This window comes from Serratia sp. LS-1 (assembly GCF_003719595.1).
GTDB lineage: Bacteria > Pseudomonadota > Gammaproteobacteria > Enterobacterales > Enterobacteriaceae > Serratia > Serratia ureilytica.
The window spans coordinates 2,612,953-2,629,140 of sequence record NZ_CP033504.1; the positions used below are offsets into that span (position 1 = coordinate 2,612,953).

12 protein-coding genes are annotated in these 16,188 nt (G+C 58.5%); all 12 read right to left on the bottom strand.

The genetic code is table 11. The annotated features are described in order from the left end of the window. Positions 1-5: 5 nt before the first annotated feature. Positions 6-620 carry a DUF3540 domain-containing protein gene (locus tag EDY99_RS12590; RefSeq protein ID WP_033643657.1) on the bottom strand — a complete coding sequence of 205 codons (615 nt, stop codon included), beginning with the start codon at positions 618-620 and terminating at the stop codon, positions 6-8. Next, positions 613-1,767 (bottom strand): pentapeptide repeat-containing protein, encoded by a 1,155-nt coding sequence (locus EDY99_RS12595; RefSeq protein ID WP_228287357.1) that lies wholly within the window; start codon positions 1,765-1,767, stop codon positions 613-615. The genes EDY99_RS12590 and EDY99_RS12595 overlap by 8 nt, the downstream gene beginning before the upstream one ends. Next, entirely contained in the window at positions 1,757-3,982 is a 2,226-nt protein-coding gene (locus EDY99_RS12600; RefSeq protein WP_047574604.1) for a DUF2169 domain-containing protein, read from the bottom strand. The genes EDY99_RS12595 and EDY99_RS12600 overlap by 11 nt, the downstream gene beginning before the upstream one ends. A gap of 12 nt (positions 3,983-3,994) precedes the next feature. Then, positions 3,995-6,256 carry a type VI secretion system tip protein VgrG gene (gene vgrG / locus EDY99_RS12605; RefSeq protein ID WP_004935351.1) on the bottom strand — a complete coding sequence of 754 codons (2,262 nt, stop codon included), beginning with the start codon at positions 6,254-6,256 and terminating at the stop codon, positions 3,995-3,997. A 64-nt stretch (positions 6,257-6,320) separates the two neighbouring features. Continuing rightward, on the bottom strand, positions 6,321-8,906 hold the full coding sequence (tssH, locus tag EDY99_RS12610) for a type VI secretion system ATPase TssH (protein ID WP_123061792.1): 2,586 nt from the start codon (positions 8,904-8,906) through the stop codon (positions 6,321-6,323). A gap of 16 nt (positions 8,907-8,922) precedes the next feature. Continuing rightward, positions 8,923-9,951, bottom strand: a complete 1,029-nt coding sequence (gene tssG / locus EDY99_RS12615) for a type VI secretion system baseplate subunit TssG (RefSeq protein WP_046687388.1) — start codon at positions 9,949-9,951, stop codon at positions 8,923-8,925. Then, a complete protein-coding gene (gene tssF, locus EDY99_RS12620) occupies positions 9,944-11,785 on the bottom strand; it encodes a type VI secretion system baseplate subunit TssF (protein ID WP_033643661.1) in 1,842 nt (613 codons plus the stop codon). Before tssF ends, tssG begins: the two co-directional genes overlap by 8 nt. A gap of 11 nt (positions 11,786-11,796) precedes the next feature. Then, positions 11,797-12,243: a type VI secretion system baseplate subunit TssE gene (locus tag EDY99_RS12625; protein WP_015378391.1), complete on the bottom strand. Its 447-nt coding sequence runs from the start codon at positions 12,241-12,243 to the stop codon at positions 11,797-11,799. Between the two features lie 81 nt (positions 12,244-12,324). Further along, complete coding sequence (locus tag EDY99_RS12630) at positions 12,325-12,849, bottom strand: Hcp family type VI secretion system effector (RefSeq protein WP_004935369.1); 525 nt, start codon at positions 12,847-12,849, stop codon at positions 12,325-12,327. 231 nt (positions 12,850-13,080) lie between these two features. Further along, entirely contained in the window at positions 13,081-14,607 is a 1,527-nt protein-coding gene (gene tssC / locus EDY99_RS12635) for a type VI secretion system contractile sheath large subunit (RefSeq protein WP_033643662.1), read from the bottom strand. Beyond that, on the bottom strand, positions 14,604-15,161 hold the full coding sequence (gene tssB / locus EDY99_RS12640; RefSeq protein ID WP_033643663.1) for a type VI secretion system contractile sheath small subunit: 558 nt from the start codon (positions 15,159-15,161) through the stop codon (positions 14,604-14,606). The genes tssC and tssB overlap by 4 nt, the downstream gene beginning before the upstream one ends. Before the next feature lie 24 nt (positions 15,162-15,185). Next, on the bottom strand, positions 15,186-16,151 hold the full coding sequence (locus EDY99_RS12645; RefSeq protein ID WP_033643664.1) for an ImpA family type VI secretion system protein: 966 nt from the start codon (positions 16,149-16,151) through the stop codon (positions 15,186-15,188). Positions 16,152-16,188 lie beyond the last annotated feature (37 nt).

The window sequence follows — 16,188 nt, forward strand, 5'->3', positions numbered from 1 at the left end:
GTGGTTTACCCCATATGTATCTGGCCACCGTCGATCTTCAGCACCGCCGAAGACTTCAGGGAACCAATTTCACTGTTGATGACGAGGGATTGCCGCGCATCCTGAATGATGTGCTTGGCCAGCACCTCGTCGGTTTCCTCCACCCGCCGGCTCGCGTGCTTGCTGCGCACAAACAGGCGTTGAGAGATTTGGTGCAGCGTTTCGGCAACCCAACGGCTGCTGCGCGTCAGCAGCGTGAAGTGCGGGCTGCGCAGCGTCAGCCGCTTGCCGCCCTGCAGCTCGATCTCCGGCGCCACGATGCGCAAGTTGGCGCAGCGGCTGTCCAGCGTCATGACGGCGTTCGCCTGTTGCCGCGACAGGATCTCGGTGATGACCAACTTGTCGCCGTCGGCGATGACGCAAACGCGATCGCCCGCCAGCGGCTGAACCAGGCAGCTGGTGGCGACCGCCAGACAATGCGCGCGCATGCCATCGACATACAGACCGCCGTTGGCGTCGGCCGCCAGCGTCACCACCTTGCGCCCCCCTTGTTCGGGAAGCGGAGCGCTGCGCACCAACTGCAAAGGCGTCACCCTGGCGTTGGCATAGACCTTCTGATGCTCTCTTCTGGATTTATACATATCTGCTTACTCCTGTTGGCCGTTGATACGACGGTTGCCGCGGCCCCGGTTGTTGATGCGCATACCAGGCGTCGATCGCGCTCAAGAACGGATCGGCGGTAAGCGGCACGTTTTCGGCGCGATGACGCTGCGCGCCATGCAGGCGAGCGCTCTGTTGCTGAGCGGCGGTCAACGGCTGTTCGATCAGGTTCGCTTCCCGCAGTTCGGCCTGCTCAAGATTGGCTAACGCCAGATCGCACGCCCTGAATTCCGCTTGCGGCAAGATGGCGCGCCCCCAGTTGGCGCCGCCCATCGCACATTCGCTGAACCGGGCCTTCTGCCCCTGCGCCAGGATCAGCGTCGCGCGCTCGAAATCGCAGCGCAGCGCCTGCGCTTCAGCGAAGATCGCCGAGGTCAGATCGCTGTCGGCGAACGAACACCCCTCCAGCTCGCTGCGGTGAAAACTGGCGCCCTGCAGCTGTAGCTGAGCCAAAGTGCAGCCCGACAGGCGGCAGGTGAACCAGATGCGCGCCTGCCCCGCGATCGTCTGCCAGCTGCACGTCTCCAGCCGGCAACTCCCCATGATGTGGCGCTCGAGGGTCGACGCCTGCCACAGGCACTGCGTGAGCTGGCAGGCGTACCAGTTGGCGTCCTGTATCACGTCCTGGTGAAACATCAGGTTGGTCAGGGTGCTGGACTGCACGGCCAGATGCCCCAGGCTGCTGCGTTCAATTTCCGCGCCGTTGACCTCGCACCGGATCAAACCGCAGTCATCCAGCAGACAATCGCCGACGTAACACCCCTGCAGCGTGGTGTCGTTGCACGCCAAATTGCACAGCAGCCCCTGTTGCAGCGTCAGGTTCTCAAACCGGCATTCGTTGAACGACAGGCGCATCAGGCTGCCGCCGACCACGTTGACCTGCTGCAGGGTGCAGCCCTCAAAGCGCACCGCCCGCAAATCACAGCCTTCAAACGTGACGCGTTCGAAATGACAGTCGATGAAAAAGCAGTCGCTCAGCGTCAACCCTTTCAGCTCGCGATCGTGGAACCGGCGTTTCTTGAAGATCCGCGGCATGGGCGGCGTCTGCGCCACCGCCTGGGCGACCTCCAGTTCGATCGCCTCTCGGTCAGGCAGCGCCTGTTGAATCACGCGGCTTTCAGTTTTCATGCACATAGTCCCCATGAATGATTCTGCGCGGCACCCAACACGCGCGCTCCAGCAGACAACCGCTGAACCGCGTGCCGGCGTCCTGCCAGGTCATCGCCAGATGCGCCGCCGCCAGATTGCACTGGTCAAATTCCGCATCGCGCAGATCGGCGTTATAAAACAGGCCTTGCTGAGCGCTGCTGTTTTGCCAACGTGAGTGCGTCAACAGGCTGTCTTTAAACCGCACGCCGGCCAGATCGCAGCCGGCGATCGCGCAGGCCGTCAGATCGGCCTCGTCAAAGTTGCATTCAGTGAAAACGCTGTACAGCAGTTGGCACCTCTCCATGCGCGCCGCTTTCAATCCCACTTTGGTGAAACAGCTATCGCTGAACACAGCGTGGGAAAAGTTCGCCTGCATGCCCGCCGTCAGGCTCTCGACGCGGCAGCGTTCGAAGCGCACGCCGCGCCAGTTGCCGCCAAGGAACGAGTTTTTGGTGAGCGTCATCTCCAGCGCAACCGCCTCTTCGGCGAGGCAGCGGTTAAACACGCACGCGTCCAGCTCGCCTTGCAGAAACTGCGCACGAATCAGCGTCGCGCCATTAAACATGCCGTTGCCGATCGCCGCGTGTTCAAAGCGGCTCGCGGTGAAATCGCCCCGTTCGAAAACGCAGTTATCCAGCTTCACGTGGTCGGCGCGCAGCCCTTGCCCCTGAGGCTCCGCCAGCGTCACCCGTTCCAAGACCGCCTCTTGCCACACGCTTTCCGCCAGCAACGGCTTTTGCAGCGTGCACGAGATCATGCGGATCTGGCGCAGCGCCGCCTGCGTCAAATTGACCGCATCAAAAACGCAGTTTTCGAAGGTGCAGCCGTCGAGGGAAGCCTGCGAGAAATCGCAGCGCTCAAAGCGGCACTGCAGAAAATGCCGGCCCGACAGCGCCTCACAGCGCAAACCGCTGAAAGTCTTCCCTTCCACGGTCGCGCTATCGGGGAAAAACGCGTCATTGCCGTCTTCGGCGGGAAGATCCGGCAAGTCGGGCAACGTCACGGAAGCGGGCTCCGCCGCCGCTTGTTGCTGGTGCAAGGCGATCGCCTCGCGGATACGTTGATAGAACACGGCGGAATCGCCCAGAGAGGTGGGCGACGGATCGTAACGCAAATCGCTGGGGTGATCCGACACCGCCTGGATGACGTTCAACCCCATCTCCGCCGGCATCAGATCCGGATCGAACAGAAACTCAAAGGGCGAGGCGTCATCGTCGCTGCGCTTGCGGAATACCTGTTGGAAATAGTCGAACGAGCGCGGCGCATCGCAGCGATCCAACGCCAGCATGACGGACTCGATGGACTCGTCCAGCAGATGCGTCAACGGCGCATTGCCGGTGAAGATAAGCAAAGCGATGTCGCTGTCGGGCAGGAACCACAGCGTTTTGCGCTGCAGCTCGATTTCCTCGAGGCTGTCGCTATCGTGACGGCGGATGAACGCCCGTCCGCGCACCGCCGGCAGCTCGCCGCGAATCGCCTCGCTTTGCGCGCCGACGCCCTGCAACTCGAAGGGCACCCGATCCGGCCACGCCGCTTCCGGCAACCACTGAGCCGGCGGCGCCATCTGAAAATAACGCCGATCGATATTGGCCGGCAGCCCGGGGAATGCCGTCTCGAGATAGGCTTTGCCGGCGATCTGGCCCGCCACCTTATCGATGTGCGCCTTGCGCAGCGCAAACTCGTGCGGCACCGGCGCCGGCGCCGCCAGCGGAGAGCGCTCCTGCGCGGTCCCCTCGGGGGACAGCGTCATCAGCAGCGGCCGCAGCCCGTCATTGCAGCCGCGGCCAAACGGGTTCTCCTTGTTGTCTTTGCCGCCCCAGGCGGAGGTGTGATCCAGCGGCACGCTGAGGAAGGGTTCCACCTCCATCGCGCCGCGCCGTCCCTCGCCCTCGACCCGCCAACGGCGCTTCAGCCCGCCGATGTCGGCGCTGACATTCAGCGTTTTCACCGGCTGACCGATGCCGGCATGGCCGGCGATCAGGTATTCGGCGAACGGCTTCGGCTCGGCAACATCCAATATCGGCAGGCTGAGCGGCACGCGCTTCCACGCCTCCCAGATTTCGGCTTCGTTCACGAAGTGTTCAGGCCGGGACAGGTAGCATCCGGCCACGACGCTGATGCCGAGCCGGCTGTCTGTCCCGATCTGGTAACTTCCTTTAATCGCCACCAATTGCTGTGGCCGTATGATTCTCATTGCCGCGCCTCGTTAGTTTTTGCTTTGCATCCCGACTTTTTTCAAATCGACGCCGGTCTCGGACAGTGACGCGCCGGTATAGCTGATCGACACCCCTGTCGTGCTGGTGCTGCTGCCGGTATTGCTGACGCTGCTGCCGGTATTGCTGACGCTGCTGCCGGTGCTGCTGACGCTGCTGCCGGTGGTGCCGACGCTGCTGCCGGTGGTGCTCACGCTGCTGCCGGTGGTGCTGATGCTGCAGCCGGTGGTGCTGGTCGACGATCCGGTGGTGCTGATGCTGCAGCCGGTGGTGCTGGTCGACGAGCCGGTGGTACTGACGCTGACGCCGGTAAAGCTGGTGCTGCTGCCGGTCTGGCTGGTGCTGACCGTGGTGTAGCTGTTGCTTTCGCCGGTCATGCTGTTGCTGATGCTGGTGAAGGAGTTGCTTTCGCCGGTCATCGAGTTTGATACGCCGGTGCAGCTGGTGCTCTGCCCGGTAAACGAGGTGCTCAGCCCGGTGAACGAAGTGCTGACGCCGGTAAATGACGTGCTCACGCCGGTGAACGAGGTGCTGACGCCGGTAAACGAGGTGCTCACGCCGGTGGCGGTGAGGCTGACGCCGGTCATCGACGCGCTGACGCCTTTAATCGAGGCGTCAAACCCGGTAATGCTGAAGACGTAATCCTTGTAAGAGACGTGGTTGGTGAACCAGTCGGTAAAGGTGCGGCGGATGATGTCGAACTTGTCCATTCCCACCTCGGTGGCCTGGTTGCGCTCCACCGTGGTTTGCAGATCGCGTTCGGCATGCAGCATGACGCGTTCGTTGTTGCGGTTGTCATCGAAGGTCAACTGGCTGGCATGCTGCGGCTTGCCGAAGCGCAGCGAACGCGACACCATGCCCGAGTAGTTGATGTATTCAGGTAACTGATAAGGCGGCGGGTTGTCGCCGTTATACACAATCCCGGTCACCATCGGACGATCGAGATCGCCGTCGACATAGGTCACCAGCACTTCCTGACCGACGCGCGGCATGGCGATCACGCCCCAGCCTTTCCCGGCCCAGGCCTGCACCACGCGGATCCAGCAAGAGCTGTCTTCCTCGGTGGTTTTGTAGCGATCCCAGTGGAAATGCACGCGGATGCGCGCAAATTTGTCGGTATGCACTTCGGAGTTGGGCGCGCCGACCACGGTGGCGCTCTGGATGCCCGGCATCTGCGGCTTTGGCGTTTCGCGCAGCGGGCGGAACGGCACGTCGTCGTTCAACGCATTGAAACGGCAGGTGACGTTGCGGCCGTCGCTGCTGCTGTCCGGGCCGTCTTGCACGAACACATAGTCGCAGCGAGTCAGCTTGAAGCGGCGGTTGCGGTTGGCGTCCGGGTGCAAAATCAAGGAGAAATCCTTGCCGGCCATCAACCCGACGGCGTTGCTCTCGCCAAACAGCAGATGGCCGTCGCTTTGCATTTCTTCAAGGCGCAGCCGCGCCAGGTTTTCACCGCGTTCGGTATCCACATAACCCGCCGCGTAGTCGTACCACTCCAACGGGGTGTTCTGCAGGCCGAGGCGGCTCTCTTCCACCTTGGTTTGCAGGTTTTTACGCGGGTTCTGGAAGTCGAAGTCGCGCAGCACGATTTCATTCGGGCGCACTTTGCGTGAACGCTGGATGCGCTGGATCCCTTCGCGGATGGCGCGGTTTTCTTCGCTGTCCGGCATGAACGGCAACACGGCGTAACCGAAATCCAGATCGTCGAAATTCTGCCGGTCGGTGATCACCAGCGTGTGTTTATCCTCGGCGTGATCGAAGTAATACCAGATACCTTCGTCTTCAAGCAGGCGGCTGATAAACGCGAAATCCGTTTCAGAAAACTGCACGCAATATTCACGCGTCGGATAAGTGCCTTGAATATCCAGACGGTAGTCGGCAAAACCGTAGCGCGAGAAGATTTGCTCGATGATGTCGAGCACGTTCAAATCCTGGAAAATGCGGCTGTTGCGGTTCTGCATCAAAAACCACAGCCAGGTGCTCAGCTCCAGCTTATAGACGAACTTATCCTGATGCTGCCCCGAATCGGAGGCGCCGATCACGTAAGCGTAAAACGGCCGCGCGCCGAAATCCGGCCTTTCTATTTGAATGCTGATCCCTTGACCCAGCAGAGATTCATAATCAACGTCCGCCTGTTCACATTCGAATTCGAGCGTATATTGCGAGTTGCTCGACAACCCTTCTTTGGTGGTGAAGCTGAGTGGAAACGCATTTAATTCGGCTAACACCGGGTTATCAATTTCGATTAAAGGCATAACAACCTCTCTGATCCGATATCGAACCCCGCCCCGCGTTTGCGGGCCGGCGGCAAATTAAAAATCAGTCGAAATAAACACTTAAACTATCGTTCTCGACCATGAGTTGGATATTCTGCAGTTCCTGTCCCGTCCGTTTGCGCTGCAGCACTTCATTGCTGATGGGCGGCAAAATCGCCTGCTGCAGCAGCGACTCGACCGCTCTGCCGCGCGAAGGATGGGCGCTGATGCGTTTGGCTATCCAGCCTGGAATGTCGCCTTCCAGCACCAGCGACACGCCCACTTCTTTGTGCAAACGCTGTTGTAAACGTGAAATCTGTTTGGTGGCGATATGGGTTATCGCTTCGGTAGAAAGCGGCACGTAGGGAATGACGTTCATGCGCGCCAACAGCGCCGCCGGGAAGAAGCGCGCCAGCACGTCGTGCAGCATCGGCCGCAGCGCTTCGGTTTTCAGATCCGGCGTTTCCGCCAGCGTCGCTTCTATTTCGCCGGCGCCGATATTGCTCGTCATTAAAATGAAACACTGGCGGAAGCTGATCATGCGGCCCTCACCGTCTTCCATCACGCCCTTGTCGAAGACTTGATAAAACGCCTCGTGGATATCGGGATGCGCCTTGTCGAATTCGTCGAGCAAGACGATGGAATAAGGTTTGCGGCGCACCGCCTCCGTCAACTTGCCGCCCTTGCCGTAGCCGACATAGCCCGGCGGCGCCCCTTTCAGGGTGGAAACGGTATGCGATTCCTGAAACTCGCTCATATTGAAGACGATCAGGTTATGCGCGCCGCCGTACATCGCCTCCGCCAGCGCAAACGCGGTCTCCGTTTTGCCGACGCCGCTCGGGCCGGACAGCATGAAAACGCCCAATGGCCGATCGTGCGCCTGAATGCCGGCGCGGGAGATGCGCACCGCCTGCGCGATTTCATCGATCGCCGTCTGCTGGCCGAATATCTGGCGGCTCAGCAGTTGGTTGAGATTGAGCGCATTGTCCAGATCGCTTTGCAGCATGCGGCCGGTGGGGATGCCGGTCCAATCCGACAACACCTCCGCCACAACGCGGTCGTCCACCCACGGATACACCAACGGCAGGCCGCCGTCTTGCAAGGCTCCCAGCTCGGAGGCCAACTGCGGCAAGCGCTCCGGCGACTGCCGCTCCGCGTCGAGCAAGGTGGTGACCGCCTGTTGCTCCTGCGCCTGCCGCTGACGCAGCGCATCCAGTTCACCTTCCATGTCGCTGAGGGTCTGCTGCAATTCAGTGATGCGGGTGAGCGCCAGATCGTCGAATTTGCTTTCCTCCTGCAGGCCGTTCATTTCGGTGCGCTTCACCGCCAACCCGGCCTCGAGTGACTCGATTTTTTCAGGCAGCGCATGCTGGCTCAGCGCCACCCGCGCGCAGGCGGTGTCCAGCAAGCTGATGGCTTTGTCCGGCAGTTGCCGCGACGGCAGATGGCGCAGCGACAAATGCACCGCCGCCTGCAGCGCCGACTCGCGGATCTTGACGCTGTGGTGCTGCGCAAAATGCGGGGCGATGGCGCGCATCATGTTCACCGCATTCTCTTCGTCAGGTTCAGAAACCAACACGTACTGGAAACGGCGCGTCAGCGCGGCGTCCGGCTCGATGAACTGTTTGTATTCCGACCAGGTCGTCGCCGCCACCATGCGCAGCGCCCCCCTGGCCAACATCGGTTTCAACAGGTTGACGGCGTCGCCGGTGCCGGCCTGCCCGCCGGCGCCCACCAGCGTATGCGCCTCGTCGCAAAACAGGATCACCGGCACCGCCGAATGCGCGATGGCGTCGATCAGCGCTTTCAGGCGCGATTCGAATTCGCCCCTCATGCTCGCCCCGGCCTGCATGCGCCCCAGATCCAAAGACAGCAACCGGGCGCCCTGCAGCAGCGGCGGCACCTGCCCCTGGGCTATCTTGCAGGCCAGCGCTTCTGCCACCGCCGTTTTGCCGACCCCGGCTTCACCCACCAAAATCGGGTTGTTCTGCCGGCGACGCAGCAAGATGTCGATCACCTGGCGCAGCTCCGCTTCGCGGCCAATCACCGGGTCGATTTCACCGTCGCGCGCCTGGCGGGTCAGATCGGCGCACCATTTATCGAGAATATCGACCGTCTCGGACGCCTCCGGCGCATCGCCGTGGGCGCTGTAGACCTCTTCTTCCTCTTCCTCATTCTCGACGGACTCCGCCAGAATCGCCGGATAATCGTCGAACAGCTGCGGGATCGGCAGTTTTTTGAACTCGTCGCTCAGCCGGTACAGGCTGCGCTGCAACGTGGGATCCTGCAGAATGCCGACCAAGATATGAATGGTGCGCACCCCGCCGGACGGCGTTTCGGCGAGCTGGCTCATCAGCAGCCCTCTTTCCACCACCGTTTCCAGTTGCGTCGACAGGTCCACCACCGCATTCGTCCGGTTAGGCAAGGTATGAAGAATGCGATCCAACGCATCGCTGATGCGCTGACTGTTGATGGCGTAGTGCGCCAGGATCATCGGCAAGTCGCCGCGTTCCTTGTCCACCAGGACTTTCAGCCAGTGTTCCAGCTCCACGTATTCGTGCCTGAAGGTTCGGCACAGCTTGGTCGCTTCGACGAACGACTGATAGGCAAAGTGGCCCAATCGCGAAAAAAGACGTTCTCGTTGATACACCTTAAATTTCCTTATATTAAGTTGTTGATTGATAAACCAGCTGCCTAAACGTCCCTGTCTTAGGTTTCAGCCAGCTGTCTTTACTCAGCGACTTGCCGCCCAGCTGCGCCGCCATGCCCGGCTCCGTGGCAATCAGCAGGCTGACATCCAGCATCAGCTGATGGCTCGTAAAGTCATGACAGATGCTCACCAACGCCTGCAGCCGCCTGCTGCCGCGCTGATACTGCTGATACTGCGGGGCCCCCAGCGGGCCGATCTGAATATGCGCGCCGTACTGGGCATCGAAAAAGCGGCTGCCGATGCGCGTGCTGCCCAACTTGCCCAGCTTTTGGCTGCCGCTTTGCTTGCCGTCGTCGATCCACTTGGCGTAGCGCGGCGTAATCGTGATGGGAACGGCGAAATAGGCCGCCAACATCTTGTTGAGCTGCCGCAGCGAGCGGCGACCGGGCAGATAAGTGCCGGGGTACGCCTCGCGCAGGCGCTGGATATGCGGGTTCACCGTCAGCGCCGTATCGACGCCCACCGTCTGGCGCAAATGGCGCAAGAACGGGTTTTTGTCATCGTCATGCTCATGGCCGATCATCGCCTTCAGCTGCGCCCAGGCCCGGTAGTGCAATACGGCGAAGCGCTGGCTGACGATGCCGACGAACTGCTGGAACGCCTGGTTGCGTCTGGCGATGACTTCGGTGCGCGCGTGCTCGGTCACATGGATCGGCAGCGGGCCGTAGGGGGCGAACATGCCGAAATGCCGCGCCTGAATCAGCACTTGCTTAGGGCGCTGCACGATAGAGGCGATTTCACGCGAAGCGAACGCCATATCCGCCGGCTGGGTAATGCAGAGCCTTTCGCGGCTGCGATCGTTGGAGACGCCGAGCCGCGGCGCATCCGGCTGCGCGCGTTCGATACGCCGGAGCAGCTCGAAAAAATCCTGTCGATTGGACAGCCCGCGGATTTCGGCCTGGCCCGCGCTTTCGCTTTGCGCCCCCGGCGTCGGCGCCGGCTCCAACGAGAGCGCCGTTTCACGCATCAACGACATATCAGCCATAGTAGAGCGCCCCCCAGTCGGCGTGGGTTTCCCCATCTAGCAACAGCTTCATGCTTAACGTTTGGTTCAGGTCGCCGTATTGGCTCAACGCGTGGTGCAATATTTTGCCGAACAGATAGGCGCCGTGGTCGGCATGATGGTTGGCGCTTAAGTTGACGGCGATCTCGGCTCCGCGGATCCAGGCCAGCGGCCCCGGCCCCTGATTGCGTTCGAAATGGTGCTCCACCCAGGCGTTTTTAATGCTGGCGATGCGCTTGCGCTGGCTGGAGTCATCCTGATGGCAGAACAACGACAGCCAGTCGCGCAACAGCGCCGAACAATCCTGAACGTCGGGGCGCGCATGGCGCAAAGGATTGGAGGCCAGCATCTGGATCGCCTGCCACGCCTGGCTGATGTTCGGCACCGCGACCGGGTTGCTCGGGTAGCGGACGATCTCCACCTGGTGGATCGGCATCGCCGTTTCCAGCTGGAAATGCGGCTGCTGAAGGTGCGCCGGCACCAGATGCCGTTCGCATACCAGCGCCTCGACGCTGAGCGACGTGATGTCGTCGATGTCGATGCCGCTTTTGCCCGGCGAGATGGCGATGAAGGTATCTTCGTTGGGCAGGTGCGGATTATTGTACTTGGAGGGCGACGGCTCCCGGCGACGGTGCAGCGTATAACCGGCCGGCTCCCGCTCGCAGTCGTACTGCACGTCGGCCTGCAGCGAAGAGAAAATCACCGGGTTGCCGTCGGGCAGCATGCCTTTCACTTGTTTTACGCTGTGTATCTCATACAGCGAGGTGTTCAAACGATCGACCACCAGCTGGTGCTCCGTGCGCTCATCCGTCAGCAGCACCGGCGAGCAATGGCGGCGATACAGGTTGATGACCGGGGTCGCGAAAAGATGAAAATCCCTGGCGTTGACGCGACCGATCAGAGTGAGTGGGCGTTGCTCCAGCGCGAACAAGATCTCGAACTCGTGAACGCGTTCACATTGTCGCAGAAAATCCTGCACGCCATGCAGCTCCAGGCTGAAGAAGCGGCTTGGCGCGGCGAAGTATTCGCGCATCAGCCGGTTGCCGGGCAGTTCCCCCACCACGGTGGGCAACAAGGCTTCTTCATCGCTGACGCCGCCCAGGCGCAAGCTGTCCGGCTGCAAGACTTTGACGATTGGCCGGTCGTCGCTTTTCGCCCATAGCACGATGCGCAAGGTGCGATTAAGCAACGCGGCCAGCAGTTGATTGGCCCGCACCGTATCTTCCGCCAGCGTCAGGTGCAGCGGCTCGAGATCCAGCTCCGAGACGGGAAGCACGCCGTGCGTCGTCAGGCATATCCTGACGTAGGCCGAGCAATCCTGCATGTGTCTGGCGGCGCCGTCAGGCAAATGGTGCGGCGGCAAAATCTCACATTCCGCCAGTGAAATCTCAACGGGCTGCACTTTAATATGCCGCGCCGTGGTGAACGTGGCGGGTTTGTTGTTCAGCGAGATATCGTTGAGGGTCATGCGGCTCCCGCGCGGCAGGTCAACCTGGCTGTGCCACTGGGGAAAAGAGAGATCGGGCTTAATCGCGACGGTAGCGATCGCGGGAACCGGCGTATACCACAGCGGCGCCAGGCGTGAGAGCATTTGCAGGGCAAATTCCGGCTGCTCATTGTTCAGCTTTTCCTGGATGCGGGTGCAAAGGAACGCGGAGCCCTCCAACAGACGCTCAACGAAAGGATCCAGCACGCCGTCGATATGCATGCCTAAATGCTGGGCGACCTGGGGATGAGAAGAGGCGAACTGACGACCGGCCTCGCGAAAATAACGCAGCTCATCATTATATAATTGGAGAAAGCGCTCACTGAACATAGTCACCCCTATTAATCAAATACGTGTACGGCGCCACAGGAATAATCAAGAGCGATGCGCAAATTAACCAGCATTTCGTCACCCGGTAATGAGCAGGTGCCATAAATATCGAATAAAATCGCCAGCACATACGATTGGCGTTCATTCACTACAGGCACCACACGAATCGTTTTCGGATCCAGACGCGGCTCAAACGAAGTAATGATTCTTTGTATATGTCTCGCCAGCGTTAACGGATCGGTATTAATCGGTATGCGTTGGCTCAGCGACGGCAGGCCATAATTCAATACCGAACTTTCGCTGTGCGCATAATCATGAAGTTTCAAATCAGCGCTGCGCGATGCGTCATTCAGTAAAAATTCGATATCACGCACCAAAACACGCCGCCAATTATCGGCGCTGGCGCTTTGATGTCTCACGCTGAGCTTATCGAATAGCATGGGCAATGACGCTTTCATTTAACACCTCGCGATAAGGCTTATGTCTGCCCGCAATCGCTGCGGGCAGACAGCCTGCAATTAGTGTTGTGACATCAATGATCAGATACGGGCATTAAGCTTGAGGTCATACCCCGTCTTAATTACCGCACCCATGGAGCCATCATTGTTTTGCTCTTTGTACTCAACTTCGATACGTGCGAAATTCAGCTTGATAACGTCGGTTGGCAGCACGGTATCGATTTCAGTACCGATGGTGGAATTCAGCGGCATATTACCCACGGTCTTGAATGAAGAAACCAGGCAGTTGCTGAAGGTCACGGCAATGAAGTCTTGCTGACCCTGGCCTGATTTACGGCAAACAAGTTTTGCCTGAGGAATATGCTCGCCGGTGGCGCACATCAGGAACAGTTTCGGCGAAGCCTTATTGCTCACCATGCGAAACTCAAAGTCTTTCATCTCGACTTTGCCTGAACCGCCGCCGCTCCCGAACCCCCAACGGCCGGCGTTTTCTTCCGCCCATTGCCAGGCTTGCAGCTGAATCCAGCCAGGGTAGGTTTGGTCGGGTGATTCACCATCAACACCCTCAATTTTCAAAAAATAGTCTACTAAAGCTTTCGTGCTCATTTTTTGTCTCCTTGACTGATAGGTCTACTTCGTTAATTGAAAAGTCTATTCAGATAAGTCGTTATATTGCCTACGCGATCATTGAAATAGCGACAATGAGAACCCATTAGCCATTAATAAATAGCAATAGCGTAAAAAACAGCGCCACTAAATTTCAATGAAATATCAATTCCCACCAACGCCATTTAATAATTAACGTCGGCAATATCCAAACCAATGACCAGCCGTAACTTATCTGCTCCCATCTTTTTTGGCTGACGGAAGTTTTGATACAAGTCGCAAGGACACGGTCATGCCTTCCAACTGGTAATGCGGGCGCAAATAGAAATGCGCGCGGTAATAACCCGGATCGTCTTCCACATCCTCAACGCGCACCTCGGCGGCGGCTAATGGACGACGCGCCTTGGTCGCCTCGGTCGATACGGAAGGATCGCCATCGACGTAGTTCATCAGCCAGTCATTCAGCCACAGCTGCATATCGTCCCTGGACCGAAAAGAACCGATTTTGTCGCGCACGATGCATTTCAAATAGTGCGCGAATCGGCACGTGGCGAAAATATAAGGCAAGCGCGAAGACAGCTTGGCGTTGGCCGTCGCGTCGGGATCCTCGTATTTCGCCGGCGCGTGCATGGTGCAAGAACCGATAAAAGCGGCGAAATCGGAATGCTTGCGATAGACCAGGGGCAAGAACCCGGCGTCGGAAAGCTCTTGCTCGCGCCGATCGGAAATGGCCACTTCCGTCGGGCACGTCAGTTCATATCCGCCCTCATCGGAAGGAAACGCGTAGGCGGGCAGTTCTTCCACCGAGCCGCCGGATTCGATGCCGCGAATCTTCGAACACCAGCCGTACTCATGGAACGCGCGGTTGATGTTGACGCCCATCGCATACGCCGAGTTGGCCCAGGAAAAATCATCATCCACATCCGGCCTGACGGACTCCTCGAAAGCGAACTCTTCGATCGGGTTGGTTTTCGCCCCATAAGGCAAACGCGACAGGAAACGCGGCATCGTCAACACCAGGTAACGCGAGTCGTTGCTTTCGCGCAGGCGGCGCCAGGACGCATATTCCGGCGTGGTGAAAATCTTGCCGATATCCCGCGGGTTGCCCAGTTCGTTCCACTTGCTCATCTGCAGCAGCGACGGCGACGCGGCGGAAATGAACGGACAGTGCGACGCCGCGGAAATTTTCGCCAACTCGGTCAGCAGCGTAACGCTCATCGGGCTGTGATCGAATTCAAAATCGCCGATGATGCAACCGAACGGCTCGCCGCCGAACTGACCATATTCCTGTTCGTAAATCTGTTTGAACACCGGGCTTTGATCCCAGGCGGAGCCCCGATAGCGGCGCAAATTGCGCGTCAGCTCATCCTGACTGATGTTCAACACCCGGATCTTGAGCGTTTCGCTGACGTTGGTGTTATCGACCAGATAACTCAAACCTTGCCAGGCGGACTCCAGCTTCTGGAACTCCTTGTGGTGCAAGATATTGTTCATCTGTTGCGAAAGCTGTTCGTCGATCTGGGCAATCAACGATTCAATGGTCAATACGACATCCTGGCTGACCTTGACCTTGCCTTTATTGGCATATTCGGACAGCGTGCCGATAGCCCGACGAACCGCTTCCGAAGCCTCGTTCGTTCTGGGCCGGAATGAACGCTTGAGCAAACCGTCAAGCTCATTTTCCGTTTCCTGCGTTTCAACTTCAGCGACTGCCGTAGCCTGCTGCTTAGCCGAATAGCGTCGTTGCCTCGCTCTCATTCCTCATCTCCTTTATTGCCGGAATCCTGCACATCCTGTTCCGCATCCGCGACCGTTTTACGCGCATCCGTCACCAAACGATGCAGAAAATCGGGTTTCTCCAGCAGATTCTTCACCACTTCTTCCGCGCTGGATTTACCATCCATATAGGTGATCAGCTCCGTGAGATGCTCCCGGGCTTCAAGCAGGCGTTGCATCTGCGGAACCCGTTTGGCGATGGCGCCAGGCGTGAAGTCATCCATCGATTCAAACTCCAATTCCACGTCCAGCAACGCATCGTCTTCGCTCAGGGTGTTCTCTACGTAAAATTGCAGACGAGGCTTGATGGCGCGCATGCGATCGTTGAAGTTGTCCTGATCAAAGGTCAGGAATTTCCGCTCTTCGATCGGCAGCAAAGGCTTTTTCCGATGCCCAGAGAGATCGGACATGACCCCCGTAACAAAGGGCAACTCCACTTTCTTTTGTGAACCGTAAAGCTCTACGTCATATTCAATTTGCACGCGCGGCGCGTTATTTTTACCGATAAATTTCTGAGAGCTTGAGTCCTTAGCCATTGGAAAACTCCTTTGTGATAAAAATTACTTCCCGGACAATTGATTTAACGAGGCCAGAGATTCCGGCAAAAGCTCCTCAACAATCGTCGCGAAGTCCATACCGATCATTTTTTGTGAACGTCGAATAAGAATGGGGGCCGGATGGCTGGGCTCATAGTTTTGGAAATAGTCCAAAACCTGATCCAACAGCAAGATGACATCCTGCCGGGAACGGATATATTTGCCGGGCATGGCGACAGGCGCGTCAGCATCCGGCGAGTCAATCTCCGCGTCATCCCGTTCAGCCGGCAATTCCTGCTGTTCCAGTGAAGCCAGCTGGCGGTTGAACTGTTTCAAATAGTCGCGCACCTGCCGGCAGTCCAAACGATAATCTTCAGCCTGCAGATTGGCGTAATTCTCGACGCGCTCCAGCGCATCGATTTCCAGCGCCAATTGCTCTTTCAGCGAAGGCAGATTTCTGCCGGCAAAATAACTGTCGGCTTGCCCCAGCACCTTTACCACCTCCGAAAAATGCAGGCTTTTGCCTTCCTGCTCGTCAAGCCGCATATTCAGCAGCTCGTCGGTGGTTAACGGCGTGTCGGGAAAAATCTTGCTGTTCTTGATTTCGTGCAGACAGGACGATGTGGCGAGCCACCCTAATGCGGCCGCATGAAAGCTGTCCGATGAGGGTTCCATATCCGCCTGAGGGAAAATGGTGGCGCCCTCCTCGGCATATTTGGCGTCAATATCCTTAATGCCCTGGTAGAAGGCCGAAAAACCGTCGATATGAAGATTGGCGCGCATAAACCACAGCACGACATGTAAATCGAAGCACTGTTCCAGCAACGCGGCAGACTGCTCGCGAATGGCGTGCCAATTGATATCACGCGCATTGTCTACGGCATTAAGCGGATCGGTTTGGCTGTCATATTCCGAAAGCGTGAATTCAATTTCACTGTATCGTGGATCAAATTCGACGCCATTCACTTCCGTTGAGATGACTTCATTCATGGCCTGATATCCTTTTCAATCAGCACTAGAAACATAA